The organism is Pannonibacter carbonis (assembly GCF_003012935.1).
In the GTDB taxonomy this organism is placed as follows: Bacteria; Pseudomonadota; Alphaproteobacteria; order Rhizobiales; family Stappiaceae; genus Pannonibacter; species Pannonibacter carbonis.
This window is the reverse complement of sequence record NZ_PUDR01000003.1, coordinates 300,358-317,153: the sequence shown is the minus strand read 5'-3', so window position 1 is coordinate 317,153 and position 16,796 is coordinate 300,358. Positions and strand designations below refer to the sequence as shown.

The window sequence follows — 16,796 nt, the reverse complement described above, 5'->3', positions numbered from 1 at the left end:
GTTTGGCTTCAGCGCTTCGACAGCCCGAAGACAAAAACAAGGCTGACGACTGCCGGCAAGATTGCTGCGCCGAGCAAGGCAGGGCCAAGCAGACGGCCTTCCCAGGTCATGGCAGCGATGACAATCAACACAGCGCCGCTGAGCGCAAAGGCGATCCCGGCAAAGCGGTTTGCCTTGCGCCAGATGGCCGGGTCACGCAGCGTGGCCGGCGTTCTCAGCCCGGCATAAGGATTGGGCCGGGTTTTCGGCAGGACATTGCCAAGCAGCATCAGGAACAGGCCCAGCGCGACGCAGATCAGGCGCGGCACATTCACTTCAAGCCCTGAGCCGGCGGAGAGGATGATGGCCTGACACAGGGCAAACAGCCAGATCACGCCGACGACGGCCACCGCCATGGTCGCCCGCCCTGCCTTCACCGCTGCAACTGGGGCAAGCCGCGTCAGCGCCATGGCACCAATCGTCAGGATCAGGCTGATTGCAGGCAGCAGCAGCAAGGCGATGTCCCGACCGAGAAACGAATCCGCCTCACCGCTCAGATCGAAATGCACCGGCAGGGATGTTTCGGCCGGCAGCAACAGGAACCCTGCCAGGGTCAGGCCAGCAATCAGGCCCAGCCCCACAAATCCGGCCGCCCCAAGCGCTTCGGGGCGGGATGTGTCAGCCATCAGGCTCGGATGCTCGCTCATTCGTGCTTTCCTTTTGTTGAGGTGCCGCCGTCGGCCGCACCTCTGCCATCCGTCAACGTCAGGACACCCGCCAGCGCCTCTTCCAGCAACGACATGTTGAGCTGATAGATCAGGCTCGTTCCCTGCCGTTCGACAGACACCAGATCCGCCTCGCGCAGCTTCTTGAAATGGACGGACATCGAAGGCTTCGTCAGATCGAACCCGTCGGCAAGGTCTCCCGCCGACAAGGGTCCGGATCTGAGCCGGGCCAGAATCTCGCGTCTCACCGGATGGGCAAGCGCCTCGAACACCTGGTTGAATGCCATGCGGGCTCCTCTTGGATCTCTAATTAGACAATCTTCTAATTAAAGACAAGTCTAAACTCTGGATCGACACCCGGTCAGAGCATTTGGAAAGTGGCAACGGCTTGCCCATATGACAGGATAGGAAACGGATGGCTGACAGCAGCCATCTCCCGCCCTGCCTTTTCGCCATCCAAGGTGTTTTGACCCATGTCCGACAACCCGCTGCTTTCTGCCTGGTCCACGCCGTTCGGCCTGCCCCCGTTCGCTGACATCCGGCCGCAGGACTATGTCGCAGCCTTCGACATCGCCATGGCCGAGGCCCGGGCTGACATCGACGCCATTGCCGGACAGGCCGACGCGCCGACCTTCGACAACACGATCCGCGCCATGGAGACGAGCGGCGAGGCGCTGACCAGGGTCTCGCGGACGTTCTACAATCTCACCGGCGCACACACGAACCCGGATCTGCAGGCAATCGAGCGCGAGATGGCGCCGAAGCTCTCGTTGCATGGGTCAGAGACGTTGCTCAACCCGAGGCTCGCCGCGCGCGTGTTTGCGCTTTGGGACCAGCGCGCCGGGCTTGACCTCACCCCGGAACAGGCCCGGGTGCTGGAGCGCTACCAGCTGATGTTCACCCGCGCCGGAGCAAGGCTCGACGATGCGGCCAAGGCCCGCATGGCCGGGATCAGCCAGCGGCTGGCGACCCTTGGCACCCAGTTTGCGCAGAACGTGCTCAAGGACGAATCCGACTATCAGCTCGTGCTCGAGACCGAGGAAGACCGGGCCGGCCTGCCGGATTTCCTGCTCGCGGCCGCCGCAGCCGCCGCGAAGGAGCGCGGGCTGGAAGGCAAGCATGTCATCACCCTGTCGCGCTCCTCGATCGAGCCGTTCCTGCAGTTCTCCACCAACCGCGCCTTGCGCGAGGAGGCGTTCAAGGCATGGTCCGCGCGCGGCGAGGCTGAGGGTCCGACAGACAACCGCGGTATCATTGCCGAGACGCTGGCCCTCAGGGCCGAACGCGCCCACCTGCTCGGCTACCCGAGCTACGCCGCCTACAAGCTTGATGATGCCATGGCCAAGACGCCGGATGCGGTGCGCGGCCTGCTGACCCGTGTCTGGGGTCCGGCCGTGGAACGCGCGCGCGAGGAAGCCGACAAGCTCGCCGAGGTCGCTCGGGCGGAAGGCAACAACGCCGCCATCGCCCCCTGGGACTGGCGTCATTATGCCGAGAAGGTGCGCAAGCGCGATCATGACCTCGATGAAACCGAGCTGAAGCCCTATCTGCGGCTGGACAAGATCATCGAAGCCGCCTTCGACACCGCGACCCGCCTGTTCGGCCTGCGCTTTGAGGAAAAGCACGGTCTGCCCGTCTATCATCCGGACGTGCGCGTCTTCGAGGTGAGCGATGCCCAGGGCAATCACGTCGGCCTGTTCCTCGGCGACTATTTTGCCCGCTCCTCCAAGCGCTCCGGCGCCTGGATGAGCGCCTTCCGCGCGCAGCACAAGCTGGACGGCGAGGTTCGCCCGATCATCGTCAACGTGATGAACTTCTCGAAGGGCGCGGACGGGGAACCGGCGCTCCTCACCTTCGATGACGCCCGCACCCTGTTCCACGAATTCGGTCACGGCCTGCACGGGCTCCTGTCCGATGTCACCTATCCGATGATCTCCGGCACCAGCGTGGCGCGGGACTTCGTCGAACTGCCCTCGCAGCTCTACGAGCACTGGCTGAGCCAGCCGGAGGTGCTGTCGCGCTTTGCCGTGCATTACAAGACCGGCGAGCCGATGCCGAAGGCCCTGCTCGACAAGGTGCTCGGCGCGCGCAATTTCAACCAGGGTTTCGCAACGGTCGAATACACGGCCTGCGCGCTGATCGACCTCGCCCTGCACGAGATGCCGGATCCGTCCGGCATCGACGTGACCGCCTATGAGGCGTCAGTCCTCAAGGATCTCGGCATGCCGTCGGAGATCACCATGCGCCACCGGCTGCCGCATTTCGCCCATGCCTTTGCCGGCGAGGGCTATTCCTCCGGCTACTACAGCTACATGTGGTCGGAGGTGATGGACGCGGACGCCTTCAGCGCCTTCGAGGAAACCGGCAACGTGTTCGATCCGGCGACGGCGGAAAAACTCTACCGCCACATCTATTCCGCCGGCGGCCGCCAGGACCCGGACGCCGCCTACAAGGCCTTCCGTGGCCGCGGCCCGGACATCAACGCCCTTCTGGAAAAGCGCGGCCTCAAGGCCGCGTGAGGCAGCGGGGTCGCCGCGAACCTCTCCTCCCCGCAACGGTCATCCCCGCCTCGTGCGGGGATCCAAATGTCAGAGACCCTGGCGGCTGGCTTACGTTGTCCTGCGTGCGGGGCGCGATCCCCGCACAAGGCGGGGATGACCTCCGAGACGGGGCCGATGCCGTCTCCGCTCAGCCGGCGTCCTTGCCCGACACGCCGGCCGAGGCGAAGGTCGCCATGCCGGCGTGCACGCTGGCAGCAGCCTTGACGATGCCGGCGGCAAGTGCCGCACCGGTGCCCTCGCCGAGACGCATGCCGAAATCGAACAGCGCGGTCTTGTTCATGGCCGCCAGGGCCCGGCGGTGCGCCGGCTCGGCCGAGACATGGCCGAACAGGCAGTGGTCGAGCGCGCCCGGGTCCATCTTGTAGAGCACGGCCGCTGCCGCCGTGGTGACGAAACCGTCGACAATGACCGGCGTGCGCTGCAGACGCGCGGCGAGGATGGCTCCGGCCATGGCGGCAATCTCGCGCCCGCCGACCTTGCGCAGCACTTCCAGCGGATCATTCGCGGCGCTGCCGAGCCGGGCGACGGCCTTTTCAACGGCGACGCGCTTGCGCTCCAGGCCCGCGGTGTCCACGCCGGTACCCGGTCCGACCCAGTCAGCCGCCGTGCCGCCGAAGAGACCGTTGAACACGGCCGCCGCGATGGTGGTGTTGCCGATGCCCATCTCGCCAAGGCAGAGCAGGTCCGTGCCGCCGGCCACCGCTTCCATGCCATAGGCCATGGTGGCGGCGCAGTTGGGCTCGTCCAGCGCGTCCTCGTCGTCGATGGACGGCGTCGGCATGTCGATGGCGAGATCGAAGACCTTGAGGCCGAGGTCATTGGCGATGCAGATCTGGTTGATCGCTGCCCCGCCAGCCGCGAAGTTCTCCAGCATCTGCCGGGTCACGCTCTGCGGGAAGGCGGAGACGCCCTTGTCGGCGATGCCGTGATTGGTGGCAAAGATCGCGACCAGCGGCCGGGTGATCTTCGGCGGCGCCTTGCCCGACCAGGCAGCGAGCCACTCGGCGATCTCTTCCAGCTTGCCGAGCGAGCCGGCCGGCTTGGTCAGTTCGGCATCGCGGGCGCGCACGGCAGCAACAGCTGCCTCATCCGGTCCGGGCATCTGGGCGACCAGATTGCGGATGTCGTCAAACGGCAGGGCAGATTCGGAAAGGGACATCGCGGCTAGGCTCCGGACGGGCTGGGATCATGGGCGCTCACCCGATTGGCGGCGCGGGGTCAGCCGTTCTATAACCCTCGACAGACAAAAGACAACCAGGACAGGCGACAGTTCCATGCAGCAGAACGACACGGGCGGCGGCTTGCCCGTCCCCCCGGCTCTGGCTCGGCTGGCCGCCGACACGGCCGCCTGCCTGCGCTTCTTTACGAGGTTGCCGGTGCCAAGCGTGGGACCGCTGGATGATCCGGCCGCTGCGCCGGACTTCCGGGTGATCGCACGCGCCATGCCGCTGGCTGGCGCCGTGCTGGCAACCGGTCCGGCCCTGCTCTGGCTGGTGCTGCAAATGACCGCCCTGCCGCCGATGGCCAGTGCAGCGCTGGTTCTGGCCAGCCTGATTGCACTAACTGGGGCGCTGCACGAGGACGGCCTTGGCGATATCGCCGATGGGTTCTTCGGCGGCGCGACGCGCGAGCGGCGGCTGGAGATCATGAAGGACAGCCGCATCGGGGCCTTCGCCGCCATTGCGCTGGCGCTGTCGCTGATCCTGAAGGTGGCGCTGCTGGCTGCCCTGCCGGAGCGCTTCGGCGTTGTGGGCAGCCTGCTGCTGCTGATCGGGATGGAAGCGGTGTCGCGACTGCTGTGCCTGTGGCAATGGGCCCAGCTTCCGTCTGCCCGTCCCGACGGGCTTGCCGCGCGCTTCGGAATTCCGGGCATGGACGCAGTTCTGAACGGCTTGGGCCTCACAGCGCTCGTGCTGCTTCCGCTCGTCTTTGTGCTTCCGTTTTTGTCACTCGTCTGCGGGCTTGCCGCCGGCGCACTGGCAGCGCATGCTGCAGGCCGGTTGGCGTGGGCTAAGATTGGCGGCTTCACCGGCGACGTGATCGGCGCCGTGCAGCAGCTGTCAGCGCTGGCGTTCCTGTTGGGAGTTCTGGTGCTGGCATGACACAGCTGGGTAAGTATCTCGTCCGGTTTGCTGCCCTTGCCATCACGGCAGCACTGCTCGCAGGGTGCGGCAGCCGCCCTGTGACTGGTGCGCTAGAGCCCAACACCGTCGCCGCAGAAGGAGCCTCGGTCGAAAACCTGCTCGTGGTAACAACCCGCAGCCGTTCTGACGTGCCGGGCACCCTGTTTTCCGGCGAGCGGGCCAACCAGCGCGACTTTGCGGAAATTGCCATTTCCATCCCTCCGAACCACGCGTCCGGCCAGATCGAATGGCCAGACAGCATGCCTGGCGACCCGGCTCGCCACATGGTCACGCGCAAGGCCAGCTATCTGAACGGCGATAACGGCTTCCGTGCCGCCGTCCGCCGCGAACTGGCCGCCCGCCAGCCCAAGGATCGGCAGGTGTTCCTGTTCATCCACGGCTACAACACCCTGTTTGCCGAGGGCGTCTACCGCTTTGCCCAGGTGATGCACGATTCCGATGCGCCCGGCGTGCCAGTGCTGTTCACCTGGGCCTCGCGCGGTGACCTCACCGACTATGTCTATGACCTCAACAGCGCTGCCGTTGCCCGCGACGAGCTGGAGCAGACGCTGGAGGACCTGGCCAACAGCGGCGCCCGCGAGGTCAACGTACTCGCCCATTCGATGGGCACCTGGCTGATGATGGAGACCCTGCGCCAGATGCCACCGGAGCGGCGCAAGAAGCTGTCACAGAAACTGAAGCGCATCGTTCTGGCCGCACCAGATATTGATGTCGATGTGTTCAAGGACCAGATGCGCCGCATCGGCCGTCTCGACCCGCCAATCATCCTTTTGCTGTCCAAGGATGACCGGGCGCTCAACGTGTCCAGCATCATCGCTGGTGGCAAGGACCGGGTCGGCCGCTATGGCGACGACGCGGAACTCGCCGCACTTGGCGCAGTTGTGATCGACCTGACCAATCTGGAAGGCCCGGATTCTGCCCGTCATTCCAAGTTTGCCGCCTTCGCCTCCATCGCTCCGCGGCTGACGGAGGTCTTGCAAAAGGACAAGCTGACCGTCTCCGGCAATGACGCGGCCGGCAGCCTGGGAGCCGCCGGCAAGGACCTCGGCTCCTTTGTCAGCAGCACCGTGCAAGTTGCCGTAACCCTGCCCGTGACTCTTGTCACCGCTCCCATCCTGCTGGTGACCGGAGGCCGCTGAACGGCTCCCTGCTCACCATCCCCTTGTGTTCCGTCCGGATCCCCTTACATGGCAAGCATGGAAAGTCCCTGTGTCCACATCTGTGTCATGGATCCTGTCTCCGGCCTCTGCCGGGGCTGTGCCCGTACGCTCGACGAGATCGTCGCATGGAGCACCATGACGCCGGACAACCGCCGCACAATCATGCGCGAGCTTGACCAGCGGATGGCGCGGGGCGCAGCCGTGGAGACCAGCCAATGAATGCCAAGGCGATTCTGCGCGGCCTTGTCGTCGGCGCGCTGCTGGTCGCCATGGCAGGCGGTCTGCTGGCCTACTTTTTCGATATCGGCCCCATCGACGAGACCTTCACCGCCGATGATGAGGGGCCACGCATCGTCGCCCTGTCGGCGATTGCCTTTGTCATGCTGGCCAGCCTCGTGTTCGGCCCCCCGCGCCTTCGCGAGGTTCTCACGGCTGTCGCCACCTGGGGCACGCTCGGCCTGGTTCTGGTGGCCGGCTACACCTACCGCTTTGAGCTGGCCGGCGTCGGCTACCGGGTTCTGGGGGCTCTCGCCCCCGGCATGGCCGTCAGCCAGGGCGATGGCAGCGTCATGGTGGTGCGCGACCCGAGCGGCCACTTCCAGATCGAGGCAGCGGCCAACGGCGCGCAAATCCGGTTTATGGTCGATACCGGCGCGTCCGCCGTGGTCTTGACCCACGACGACGCGGCACGCGCCGGGATCGACGTCAGCGCGCTGGTCTATAGTGTGCCGGTCTCCACTGCCAATGGCCGCACAATGGTTGCCCCGGCCAGGATCGAGGATCTGCGCCTGGCCGATATCCGGCTCGGCGATGTCCGCAGCTTCATCGCCCAGCCGGGAAGTCTCGAAACCAGCCTTCTTGGCATGAGCGCCCTCTCCCGCCTGCGCAGCTGGACGGTCGAGGGCGACCGCCTGGTCCTCAATCCCTGAGTTGGTTGCCTAGTCAAACAGGCTGAAGGCAAAGCGCGCGGCGACAATCAGCAGGAAGATGCCAAATCCAAGCTCCAGCCGGCGCTTGGGCCAGGCGTGGGCCATGCGCACCCCGATCGGCGCGGCAAGTGTCGACACCGGGATGATGAGCGCAATCCCCGGCAGGCTGACGTAACCCAGCGAAAACGGCGGCAGATGCTCCGCCCCCCAGCCTGCCCAGATCATCCCGATTACACCCGGCACCGAAATGAGCACGCCAACGCCGGCAGAGGTTGCAACCGCCTGATGGATCGGCCGCCCGTACAGCGTCATGAAGGTGTTGTTCATCACGCCGCCGCCAATTCCCATCAACGTCGACAGGAAACCGATCAGGGCACCGCACAGCGGACGGATCGGAAAGCCCGGGATGTCGTCGCCAAGGCGCCAGCTTGCCCGGTTGAACAGCATCCGCAGACCGACAAGAAGCGCGATCACGGCAAAGATGCCCTTCAGTCCGTCACCGGAGACATGGGCGGCCACGATGGCGGCAAGAGCGACGCCCAGCGACAGCGGAATCAGCCAGCTTTTCAGCAGCGCCTCATCGACCGCCCCTCGGGCGCGATGCGACAGATACGAGCGCAGTGACGTCGGCACGATGATCCCGAGCGACGTGGCAACCGACACATGCATGCGGACGCTTTCATCGACACCGAGCAGCACCAGGAACTGATAGAGGACAGGAACAAGCACCGCGCCTCCTCCAATTCCAAAGAGGCCCGCCAGCAGGCCGGCAATGCCGCCGGCCGCCATCAGCGCCAGCACAAGACCAAGGGTTTCGAAAGACAGCAGATCAGGGGTCATGAAAATGCACTCTGGCCCGGACGGGCAATTGGCAGGACGTAGCCCCTTGCTGCCATAGGCAATCTGTCCTGTCACGTGGCTTGAAGGATGGATGACAAGCCTGACCGTCAGCACGAGAGGTCAGGCATGGGCCAGGGTTGCGACGGTTTGCCCCTACCCGTCCGGTCGACTTCGGCTAAGATCGCCGCATCTTGCCGGACATCAGATCCCCCATCTGACCGGACATTGCCAGAACCGGACAACCTGCCATGATCAAGCTTCAGACCCCGACACCGTCGGCCACCGTTCCCCTGTTTCGCATCGGCCTGATCATGGGCGGGGTCAGCGGTGCCTTGGGGGTCGCCTTGTCGGCGCTGGCTGCACATGTCGATACAACCGGACTTCTGGCGACGGCCGCGGACATGCTGATGTTCCATGCCCCGGCGTTCCTCGCGCTGGCTGCCCTGGCGCAGGTTCGCCGTGTGCCGCTGTTGCCGCTGGCACTTGCGCTGATCGGCATCGGCCTCATGCTGTTCTGCGGCGATCTGGCGAGCCGCGCCTTGCGCGATGCGCGCCTGTTCCCGATGGCCGCGCCGACCGGAGGAATGCTGCTGATCGTCGGCTGGGCGGCAACGGCCCTGTCGGCTGTGCTCGTTCGACCGCGCCTGACGGAATAATTGCCGTATTGCTGCGGCGCAAGATGGAGTAAAGAGGCGCCAATCGGCAGCGCCCCTCCTCCCATCGCGCGCCATTCCGAGGACTGATCTTGGACCAGAGTGCTCCTGTATCCACCGCCCAAGCCGACCCGATTGTTGGCGGCTGGCCGGCGGACTTTATTCCCCCGTTCCCCTTCCGCCATGAGCGGACCCCGCCGATCCTTGAACTGATGGGCCTTGCCCGCCGCAACTTCCTGTCGATCTGGACGAGGGGCAACTTTTCGTCGCGCATGATGACGCAGCAGGTGCTGCGGCGGATGATGGTCATCTGCAACAGCCCTGACGTGGTGCAGGAAGCCTTCCAGGCACACCATGTCGAGTTGCAGCGCAAGAGCCCGCAGATGCGGCATGCGCTTGCCCCGCTGATTGGCGACGGACTGTTCATTTCCGACAGCGAGACCTGGGCGCGCCGGCGCAAGGTTGTCGCGCCGATCATCCATGGCTCGCGTGTCCCGGGCTTTGCCCCGATCATGATCGACACGATCAAGGAACAGCGCGAGACCTGGGCCAACCGGGGCGACGGCGCCGAAATCGACGCCCTGGCCGACATGGCGCATCTGACGGCGGAGATCATCTGCCGGACGATTTTTGGCCGTCAGCTCGGCAAGAACTACGCCCATGAAGTCGTCGAAGGCTTTTCCGAGTACCAGCGCCACATCGACCAGGTCGACCTTCCGGCCATGCTGGGCCTGCCGGAATGGCTGCCCCGGTTCCGCAAGCCGGCGGTGCGCAGCGCCACAAAACGGATCCTCGGCGTTCTGGACGAGATCATCGACAGCTACCAGGCACAGAAGGATAACGGCGAAGCGTCGGTGATAGGCGGCTTGCTGGAGGCCCGCGATGAAGACGGCAAGCCGCTGACCCGCGAGGCCATCCGCAACGAGGCGGCCGTTATTTTCATGGCCGGGCACGAGACGACTGCCAATACACTCGCCTGGACCTGGTTCCTGCTGTCCCAGTCCCCGCGCGTGCGCGCCCGGCTGCACGAGGAACTCGACACGGTTCTGGCCGGTGCAACCCCGACGTTCCGCGATGTTGCCCGCCTGCCCTACACCAAGGCGATCATCGAGGAATCGCTCCGCCTGTACCCACCGGTGCCGATCCTTGCCCGCGAGGCCATGGACGACGTGATGGTCGGCAGCCGCAAGCTGCCGAAGGGCACGATCCTGATGGTCGTTCCCTGGCTTCTGCACCGCAATCCGCTGCTGTGGGAAGACGCGGATGCGTTCAACCCGGACCGGTTCCTGCCCGGAGCCGCAGCCCGCCCGTCCAAGTATGGCTATGTGCCGTTCTCAATCGGGCCGCGCATCTGCGCCGGCCTGCAGTTCGGCATGACCGAGGCAATCCTCAGCCTGGCCATCCTGGCCCAGGGCTTTGACCTGCAGCTGAAGCCGGGAACCGATGTCCAGCCGGCCTGTCGCCTGACCCTGCGCCCCGGCGACAGCCTGCCGATGATCCTGACCCGGAGGGGCTGAGGGCAGGTTTATCAAGCGCCGCTGACGGGGCAACAGGATGTCGCCCCGACCGTCGTTGTTACGTCTTGCAGATGGAATTGCCGCCATCGGCGAACATGGCCGAACCGGTGACGAAGGACGCGTCGTCGCTGAGAAGGAACGCGGCGGCGGCGGCGATTTCCTCCGGCTCCGCGATGCGCTTCAGGGCATGCAGGCCTGCAATCCATTTGAGCGCGCCGGCATCGCTCGGCGCCATTTCCGTCATGGTTCCGCCCGGCAGCAGCGCATTGACCCGCAAGCCCGCCGGTCCGTGCTCTGCAGCAAGAACCTGCGTCAGGCCGATCAGGCCGGACTTCGCCGCCGCATAGGCCGCCATGCCGGGAAGTCCGATGCCGTGACCGACAAAGGTCGACGTGAAGACAATCGATCCCTTGCCGCCATTGGCCAGCATCGCCGGGATCTGGTGGCGGGCGAGATGGAAGGCGCTGGTCAGGTTGACCTCCAGCACCCGGTTCCAGTTCTCCGTGGTCATCTGCGGCAGGGGAACCATGTCACCGACGATGCCGGCGTTGTTGAAGGCCCCGTCGAGGCGGCCATAGGTGGCGACTGCCGCAGCCACCAGCGCCTCGGCATGGGCGTCCTCTGCAACGTCGCCCGCCACGCTGACGGCCTGACCGCCGGCGGCCGTGACCTCGGCGGCGAGCGCCTCCAGCCGTTCGCGGCGCCGCGCGCCGAGGACAAGTTTTGCCCCGCGTGCCGCAAAGAGCCGTGCGGCTGCCGCGCCAATGCCGCTGCTGGCTCCAGTGAGGATGATGACCTTGTCGGTGAGTTGCATGTGTCCGGTCTCCGGTTGGGAATACCGGCGGACCTTATGCGGCGCCCCTTAGCGACTCGACCCGAAACGCGAGCGGCAAGGCTTTGTTTTTCTGTTGTTTTTTGTGACTTTGATCGGGTTTCGGGTGGTCAGGTGGCTGTTGGCTCGCTGGGTACGGGAACAGCAGCCACCCACTCGGGCGTCACCCCGGGCGCAGCGAAGCGGAGACCCGGGGCCTACTCGTTTGCAGAGGGTCAGAGAGGCTCGCGGGGCTGCAAAGTCAGCAGTGGCAACGGCGTGCGATCGTCACAGCTCTGGGAACGAGTAGGCCCCGGCTCGCGCTGCGCTTGGCCGGGGTGACGCCGAACGGGATGCGGACCATAGGAGGCTTGTCAGCGGTTCAGTCCCTCCCGCTGGCCAGCCCCCTTCTGTCCTCCACCCCGTCTTAGTCCTTCAGCCGCTCGGCGTGCCAGGCGACATGATCGCGGGCGAAGGTGGCGACGAAGTTGTAGGAATGGTCATAGCCGGCCTGCAGCCGAAGGGTTCCGGCAGTGCGGGTGGTGGCAAGGGCCGTGGCCAGCGCCTCCGGCTTCAGGAGGTCGAGGAACTGGTCTCCAAGCCCCTGATCGACCAGCATCTCCCCTTTCCAGCCTCTGGCAGCCAGCAACAGCGCGGCATCGTGCTCCTGCCATTGCGTCTCATCGGGGCCGAGATAGGCACCAAGTTGCTTGCGCCCCCAGGTCGATGCGGTCGGATGGGCAATCGGGGCGAAGGCCGACAGTGTCCGGTACAGCTCCGGGTGACGCATGGCCAGGGTCAGGGCGCCATGCCCGCCCATGGAGTGCCCCGTGATGCCGTGAAGGTCCGTGACCGGGAAGGTCGCCATGACCAGATCCCGAAGCTCCTGGACAATATAGTCCTCCATCCGGAAATGCGGCGCCCAGGGTGCCTCCGTGGCATTGACGTAGAAGCCGGCGCCCTGGCCAAGGTCATAGGCGGCGTCATTGGCAACGCCCTCGCCGCGCGGGCTGGTGTCGGGAAACACCAGCGCCAGCCCGAACTCCGCCGCATGGGCCTGCAGCCCCGCCTTGGTCATGGCATTCTCATGCGTGCAGGTGAGGCCCGAGAGATACCACAGGCACGGCACCGGGCCGCGGCTTGCCTGCGGCGGCAGGTAGACCGCGAAGGTCATCGGCACACCGCAGGCCGCGCTGTCATGGCTGTAGACGCCCTGCACGCCGCCAAAGCTGCGGCTTTCGGAAACGGTCTTCATCACGCGCGACCTCAGTAGACCACGACCGAGCGGATCGATTCGCCCGAATGCATCAGCTCGAAGCCCTTGTTGATGTCTTCCAGCGGCATGACATGGGTGATCATCGGGTCGATCTCGATCTTGCCGTCGAGATACCAGTCGACGATCTTCGGCACGTCGGTGCGCCCGCGCGCGCCGCCGAAGGCGGTGCCCATCCAGGTGCGACCGGTGACGAGCTGGAACGGACGGGTGGAGATTTCCTGGCCGGCGCCGGCAACGCCGATCACCACCGACTTGCCCCAGCCGCGATGCGAGGCTTCCAGCGCCTGACGCATCACCTTGGTGTTGCCGGTGCAGTCGAAGGTGTAGTCCGCGCCGCCAATCTGGTCCGCACCGCGCTTGGTCAGGTTGACGAGATAGGGAACCAGATCCTCGCCCACTTCCAGCGGGTTGACGAAATGGGTCATGCCGAAGCGCTCGCCCCAGGGCTTCTTGTCGATGTTGAGGTCAACGCCGATGATCATGTCGGCGCCGGCCAGACGCAGGCCCTGGATCACATTGAGACCGATGCCGCCGAGGCCGAAGACGATGGCGGTCGCGCCCATTTCCACCTTGGCCGTGTTGATCACCGCGCCGATGCCGGTGGTGACGCCGCAGCCGATGTAGCAGATCTTGTCGAAGGCAGCGGCCGGGTTGACCTTGGCCAGCGCGATCTCCGGCAGGACGGTGTAGTTGGCGAAGGTCGAGCAACCCATGTAGTGGTGCACCTTCTCGCCGTTGATCTTGAAGCGCGAGGTGCCATCCGGCATCACGCCCTGGCCCTGGGTCGAGCGGATCGCGGTGCACAGGTTGGTCTTGCGCGACAGGCAGGACGGGCATTCGCGGCATTCGGGCGTATAGAGCGGGATGACGTGATCGCCCGGCTTCAGGCTGGTGACGCCCTTGCCGACTTCGACCACAACGCCCGCGCCCTCATGGCCGAGGATCGCCGGGAAGATGCCTTCCGGATCGGCGCCGGACAGGGTGAAGTCGTCCGTGTGGCAGATGCCGGTGGCCTTGATCTCGACCAGCACCTCAAAGGCACGCGGGCCCTCCAGCTGCACGGTGGTGACTTCCAGCGGCTTGCCTGCGGCAACGGCAATGGCGGCGCGAACGTCCATGGGGTCGATCCTCTTTCAGTGGAATGGATGGGAGATCTATCAGGCTGCTGATGAACTGTCTTGCATGTGCGGATCCACAAGCGCCCTCTCCCCCTTGAGGGGGAGATGTCTGCGAAGCAGACAGAGGGGGGTATTTGCATCTCGGCATACTCGACACTGCAACCCTGGAAACGGCCGTTACCCCCCTCTGCCCCCTAGCGGGGGCATCTCCCCCTCAAGGGCGGAGAGGGGAGACCGGAATTCCGGCCAGGGTCTCACCAGTTGCGCAACGATCCTTTGAAGCCTGTTTGGTCGAGACAATAGCCGAACCATGCGCGGCAGGGCCAGCCCGTGCTGTCGGCCAAGCGCCCGACCTGCCGCGAAATGCGACAGGCTGGGGATGAATTCAAAGGCTTGCCAATGTCAGGCCAGTGTCAGGCCAGCGTCAGGCCAGTGTCAGGCCAGCGTCAGGCCAGTGTCAGGCCAGCGTCAGGCCAGTGTCAGGCCGCTATCAGGCCGGCGCTGGCAACAGCCGGTCCTGCCGGCGCAGATGCAGCGCCAGCATGACCAGCACGATCGGGGCGAGAAACAGGTTTGCCGCCGGGATCGCCAGCCAGATGCCATCGGTGCCGAGGAAACGGGGCAGGATGGCGAGGAAGGGCAGCTGCACCAGCATGTTGGCGGCTGCGATCATCAAGGCCCGGCGCGCGTCGCCGATGGCCTGGAAGTAGGTAGCAACGATGATGATGAGGCCTTCCAGCATCATCGTGAAGAGATGCAGGCGGATGCCATGCTCCGCCGCGCCCGACAGCACCGGGTCCCCGGTGGTGAACAGGGCGACGAACACCTCCGGCACGATCAGCAGCGCCGCCACCAGCGCACAGCCGAGGCCGAAGATCGACATCATGGCGAGACGCAAGGTTCCAAGCACGGCCCGGCGCTCCCCTGCCCCGTGGAAATAGCTCACCAGCGGCTGCATGCCGCCGCAGATGCCTTCGCCCAGGAGGTAGTAGAAGGCCATGTAATAGTCGGTGATGGCGAAGGCGGCGACCTGCACTTCCGAGCCGAAGCGCATGAACAGGTAATTGTGCAGCATGATCACGAAGCTCATGTAGAGATACATGATCATGCTGGTGAAGCCGGTGACGAGGATCTGGGCGATCCGTCCCAGCCGGATGCGGAAGTCCTTGAGGCGCGGCCTGAGCGCCGTCGGGCGGCCGAACAGGAACCACAGGCAGGCGATGTCCGACACCGCCTCACCGGCAACCGTTGCCGCGGCCGCCCCCGACAGGCCCCAGCCGAATTCGACGATGAAGACATAGTCGAGCACCAGATTGACCAGCACCCCGGCGAACATGGCCAGCGTGGCGCGGACCGGCGCGCCGGTGTTGCGCACCAAGAGCGGCAGGACGGCGGCGCCCATGACCGAGATGCCGCCAAGGCCGCGCACGAACAGGTAATCCATGCCATGGCGGACCACCTCGTCCGGGGCCCCCTGAAACGACAGGAAGGCCTCGCGGCACAGGATCAGGAATATTCCGCCGACGAGGCCGAGGACCACGACCAGCAGAAGCGACAGGCCGAGATAGCGCCGGGCCAGCGGCAGACGGCCGGCGCCATTGGCCATGGAGAGCTGCGCCCCGCCGCCAATGCCGATCATGGTGCCAACCGCCAGCACCACGCCCACCAGTGGCCAGGCCATGTAGATGCCAGCGAGGCCGGGCGTGCCCATCACGTGACCGATGAAGATGCCATCGATCATCATGTTCAGCGCCTGAACCACCAGCGCCGCCACGGCCGGCAGCGTGTAGATCAGGAAGGTCCGGGGAATGCGCGTGCTGTCCATGGGGCGTCTCAATAATCGGTCGTCAGATTGCCCCGCGCCTTGGCGAGAAGGCGGGAGAGTTCAGCCAGCTCTTGCGGCTCGAGCATGGCGGCAAGGCGTGACGCAGTGTCGGCGTAGATCGTCTGTTCCTCCGCCTCCAGCGCCTGACATTTCGGCGTGGGTGCAAGAAGCACCGAGCGGGCATCCTCGCCGCTCGCACTGCGGCTGATGTAGCCGCGCACTTCCAGCTTGCGCACCATGGCGCTGGCCGAGGCGGGCGTCACCTGCATGCGGGCGGCCAGCTCGCCCAGACGGATCGGCCGGCCGGCGCCCAGCAGCGCATAGAGATAATCCAGCTCGTTCGGCGTCAGCTCCATGGACCCGCTGCGGCGCGATTCTTCGCGCCAGCGGAACCACATGTGCCACTGCAGGCAGCGCAGGCTTTCCTCGAGATCCATGATATGGCCTTTTGTTAGTTTGCCTAACTAACATGATTGAGGCGACGTTTTCAAGCCATGCCCGTCTTTGGATTCCGGCCCTCCCCTCTCCTTCGTCAAACCCTCTCTTTCGTCATGCCATGACTTGATCATGGCATCCATGCCGTTGCGGTGCGGACCATGCGGCGCCGGGGGCGTATGCCACGCAGACGCTCCCCGGGTGGAGAGGGCACGGCATGGATGCCATGGACGAGCCATGGCATGACGAAAGCGGTGAGGAATGGTCGTGGGGATGGGCCGTTGCGGCGGCGCGGCGCGTGTTGCGGGCAGAAGGGCCTCCCCTCTCGTCCGTCAAACCCTCTCCTTCGTCATGCCATGACTTGATCATGGCATCCATGCCGTGGCGGCGCGGGACATGCGGCTTGGGTGGCGGTGCGGGCCACGCAGACGTTCCCCGGGTGGAAAGGGAACGGCATGGATGCCATGGACGAGCCATGGCATGACGAAAACGGAAAGTTTGGTCGTGAGGATAGGCCGTTGCGGCGGCGCGGCGCGTGTTGCGGGCAGTAGGGCCTCCCCTCTCTTCCGTCAAACCCTCTCCTTCGTCATGCCATGACTTGATCATGGCATCCATGCCGTTGCGGTGCGGGCCATGCGGCGCCGGGGGTGTCAGCAACGCAGACGCTCCCCGGGTGGAGAGGGCACGGCATGGATGCCATGGTCGGGCCATGGCATGACGAAAACGGAAAGTTTGGTCGTGGGGATGGGCCGCTGGCCCTCCCCTCTCCTTCGTCATGCCATGACTTGATCATGGCATCCATGCCGTGGCGGTGCGGGCCATG

The 16,796-nt window shown here is 65.4% G+C and carries 16 protein-coding genes; 7 read left to right on the top strand and 9 right to left on the bottom strand.

The window, feature by feature from the left end; all coding sequences use genetic code 11:
• Positions 1-8 precede the first annotated feature (8 nt).
• Positions 9-686 (bottom strand): SdpI family protein, encoded by a 678-nt coding sequence (locus C8348_RS05685; RefSeq protein WP_106752303.1) that lies wholly within the window; start codon positions 684-686, stop codon positions 9-11.
• Positions 683-991: a metalloregulator ArsR/SmtB family transcription factor gene (locus C8348_RS05680; protein WP_106752302.1), complete on the bottom strand. Its 309-nt coding sequence runs from the start codon at positions 989-991 to the stop codon at positions 683-685. The genes C8348_RS05685 and C8348_RS05680 overlap by 4 nt, the downstream gene beginning before the upstream one ends.
• 186 nt (positions 992-1,177) lie before the next feature.
• On the opposite strand from C8348_RS05680, the gene C8348_RS05675 reads away from it, so the two are divergent.
• Positions 1,178-3,223 (top strand): M3 family metallopeptidase, encoded by a 2,046-nt coding sequence (locus C8348_RS05675; protein WP_106752301.1) that lies wholly within the window; start codon positions 1,178-1,180, stop codon positions 3,221-3,223.
• Positions 3,224-3,392: 169 nt separating this feature from the next.
• On the opposite strand, the gene cobT is transcribed toward C8348_RS05675, so the two are convergent.
• Positions 3,393-4,424, bottom strand: coding sequence for a nicotinate-nucleotide--dimethylbenzimidazole phosphoribosyltransferase (gene cobT / locus C8348_RS05670; protein WP_106752300.1), 1,032 nt, complete (start codon positions 4,422-4,424; stop codon positions 3,393-3,395).
• A gap of 115 nt (positions 4,425-4,539) precedes the next feature.
• On the opposite strand from cobT, the gene C8348_RS05665 reads away from it, so the two are divergent.
• From C8348_RS05665 to C8348_RS05650, 4 genes are read left to right on the top strand one after another with little or no spacing between them, the layout of a single operon-like run.
• Positions 4,540-5,367 (top strand): adenosylcobinamide-GDP ribazoletransferase, encoded by an 828-nt coding sequence (locus C8348_RS05665; RefSeq protein WP_106752299.1) that lies wholly within the window; start codon positions 4,540-4,542, stop codon positions 5,365-5,367.
• On the top strand, positions 5,364-6,548 hold the full coding sequence (locus C8348_RS05660; RefSeq protein ID WP_106752298.1) for an alpha/beta hydrolase: 1,185 nt from the start codon (positions 5,364-5,366) through the stop codon (positions 6,546-6,548). The genes C8348_RS05665 and C8348_RS05660 overlap by 4 nt, the downstream gene beginning before the upstream one ends.
• A 48-nt stretch (positions 6,549-6,596) precedes the next feature.
• Positions 6,597-6,788: a DUF1289 domain-containing protein gene (locus C8348_RS05655; protein ID WP_106752297.1), complete on the top strand. Its 192-nt coding sequence runs from the start codon at positions 6,597-6,599 to the stop codon at positions 6,786-6,788.
• Positions 6,785-7,498 carry a retropepsin-like aspartic protease family protein gene (locus tag C8348_RS05650; protein ID WP_106752296.1) on the top strand — a complete coding sequence of 238 codons (714 nt, stop codon included), beginning with the start codon at positions 6,785-6,787 and terminating at the stop codon, positions 7,496-7,498. The genes C8348_RS05655 and C8348_RS05650 overlap by 4 nt, the downstream gene beginning before the upstream one ends.
• A gap of 9 nt (positions 7,499-7,507) precedes the next feature.
• On the opposite strand, the gene C8348_RS05645 is transcribed toward C8348_RS05650, so the two are convergent.
• Positions 7,508-8,338, bottom strand: coding sequence for a sulfite exporter TauE/SafE family protein (locus C8348_RS05645; RefSeq protein WP_106752295.1), 831 nt, complete (start codon positions 8,336-8,338; stop codon positions 7,508-7,510).
• Positions 8,339-8,586: 248 nt separating this feature from the next.
• Between C8348_RS05645 and C8348_RS05640 the strand changes: the two genes are divergently transcribed.
• Together C8348_RS05640 and C8348_RS05635 are read left to right on the top strand one after the other, a co-directional pair.
• Positions 8,587-8,994 carry a DUF423 domain-containing protein gene (locus C8348_RS05640; RefSeq protein WP_106752294.1) on the top strand — a complete coding sequence of 136 codons (408 nt, stop codon included), beginning with the start codon at positions 8,587-8,589 and terminating at the stop codon, positions 8,992-8,994.
• Between the two features lie 89 nt (positions 8,995-9,083).
• Positions 9,084-10,508: a cytochrome P450 gene (locus C8348_RS05635; RefSeq protein ID WP_208983573.1), complete on the top strand. Its 1,425-nt coding sequence runs from the start codon at positions 9,084-9,086 to the stop codon at positions 10,506-10,508.
• Between the two features lie 58 nt (positions 10,509-10,566).
• On the opposite strand, the gene C8348_RS05630 is transcribed toward C8348_RS05635, so the two are convergent.
• The 5 genes from C8348_RS05630 to C8348_RS05610 form a co-directional block, all read right to left on the bottom strand.
• Positions 10,567-11,322, bottom strand: coding sequence for an SDR family oxidoreductase (locus C8348_RS05630; RefSeq protein WP_106752293.1), 756 nt, complete (start codon positions 11,320-11,322; stop codon positions 10,567-10,569).
• Positions 11,323-11,746: 424 nt separating this feature from the next.
• Positions 11,747-12,574 carry an S-formylglutathione hydrolase gene (gene fghA, locus C8348_RS05625; RefSeq protein WP_106752292.1) on the bottom strand — a complete coding sequence of 276 codons (828 nt, stop codon included), beginning with the start codon at positions 12,572-12,574 and terminating at the stop codon, positions 11,747-11,749.
• 11 nt (positions 12,575-12,585) lie between these two features.
• On the bottom strand, positions 12,586-13,713 hold the full coding sequence (locus C8348_RS05620; protein WP_106752291.1) for an S-(hydroxymethyl)glutathione dehydrogenase/class III alcohol dehydrogenase: 1,128 nt from the start codon (positions 13,711-13,713) through the stop codon (positions 12,586-12,588).
• A 490-nt stretch (positions 13,714-14,203) separates the two neighbouring features.
• Positions 14,204-15,538, bottom strand: a complete 1,335-nt coding sequence (locus C8348_RS05615; protein WP_106752290.1) for an MATE family efflux transporter — start codon at positions 15,536-15,538, stop codon at positions 14,204-14,206.
• Between the two features lie 8 nt (positions 15,539-15,546).
• A complete protein-coding gene (locus C8348_RS05610; protein ID WP_106752289.1) occupies positions 15,547-15,975 on the bottom strand; it encodes a MarR family winged helix-turn-helix transcriptional regulator in 429 nt (142 codons plus the stop codon).
• Positions 15,976-16,796 lie beyond the last annotated feature (821 nt).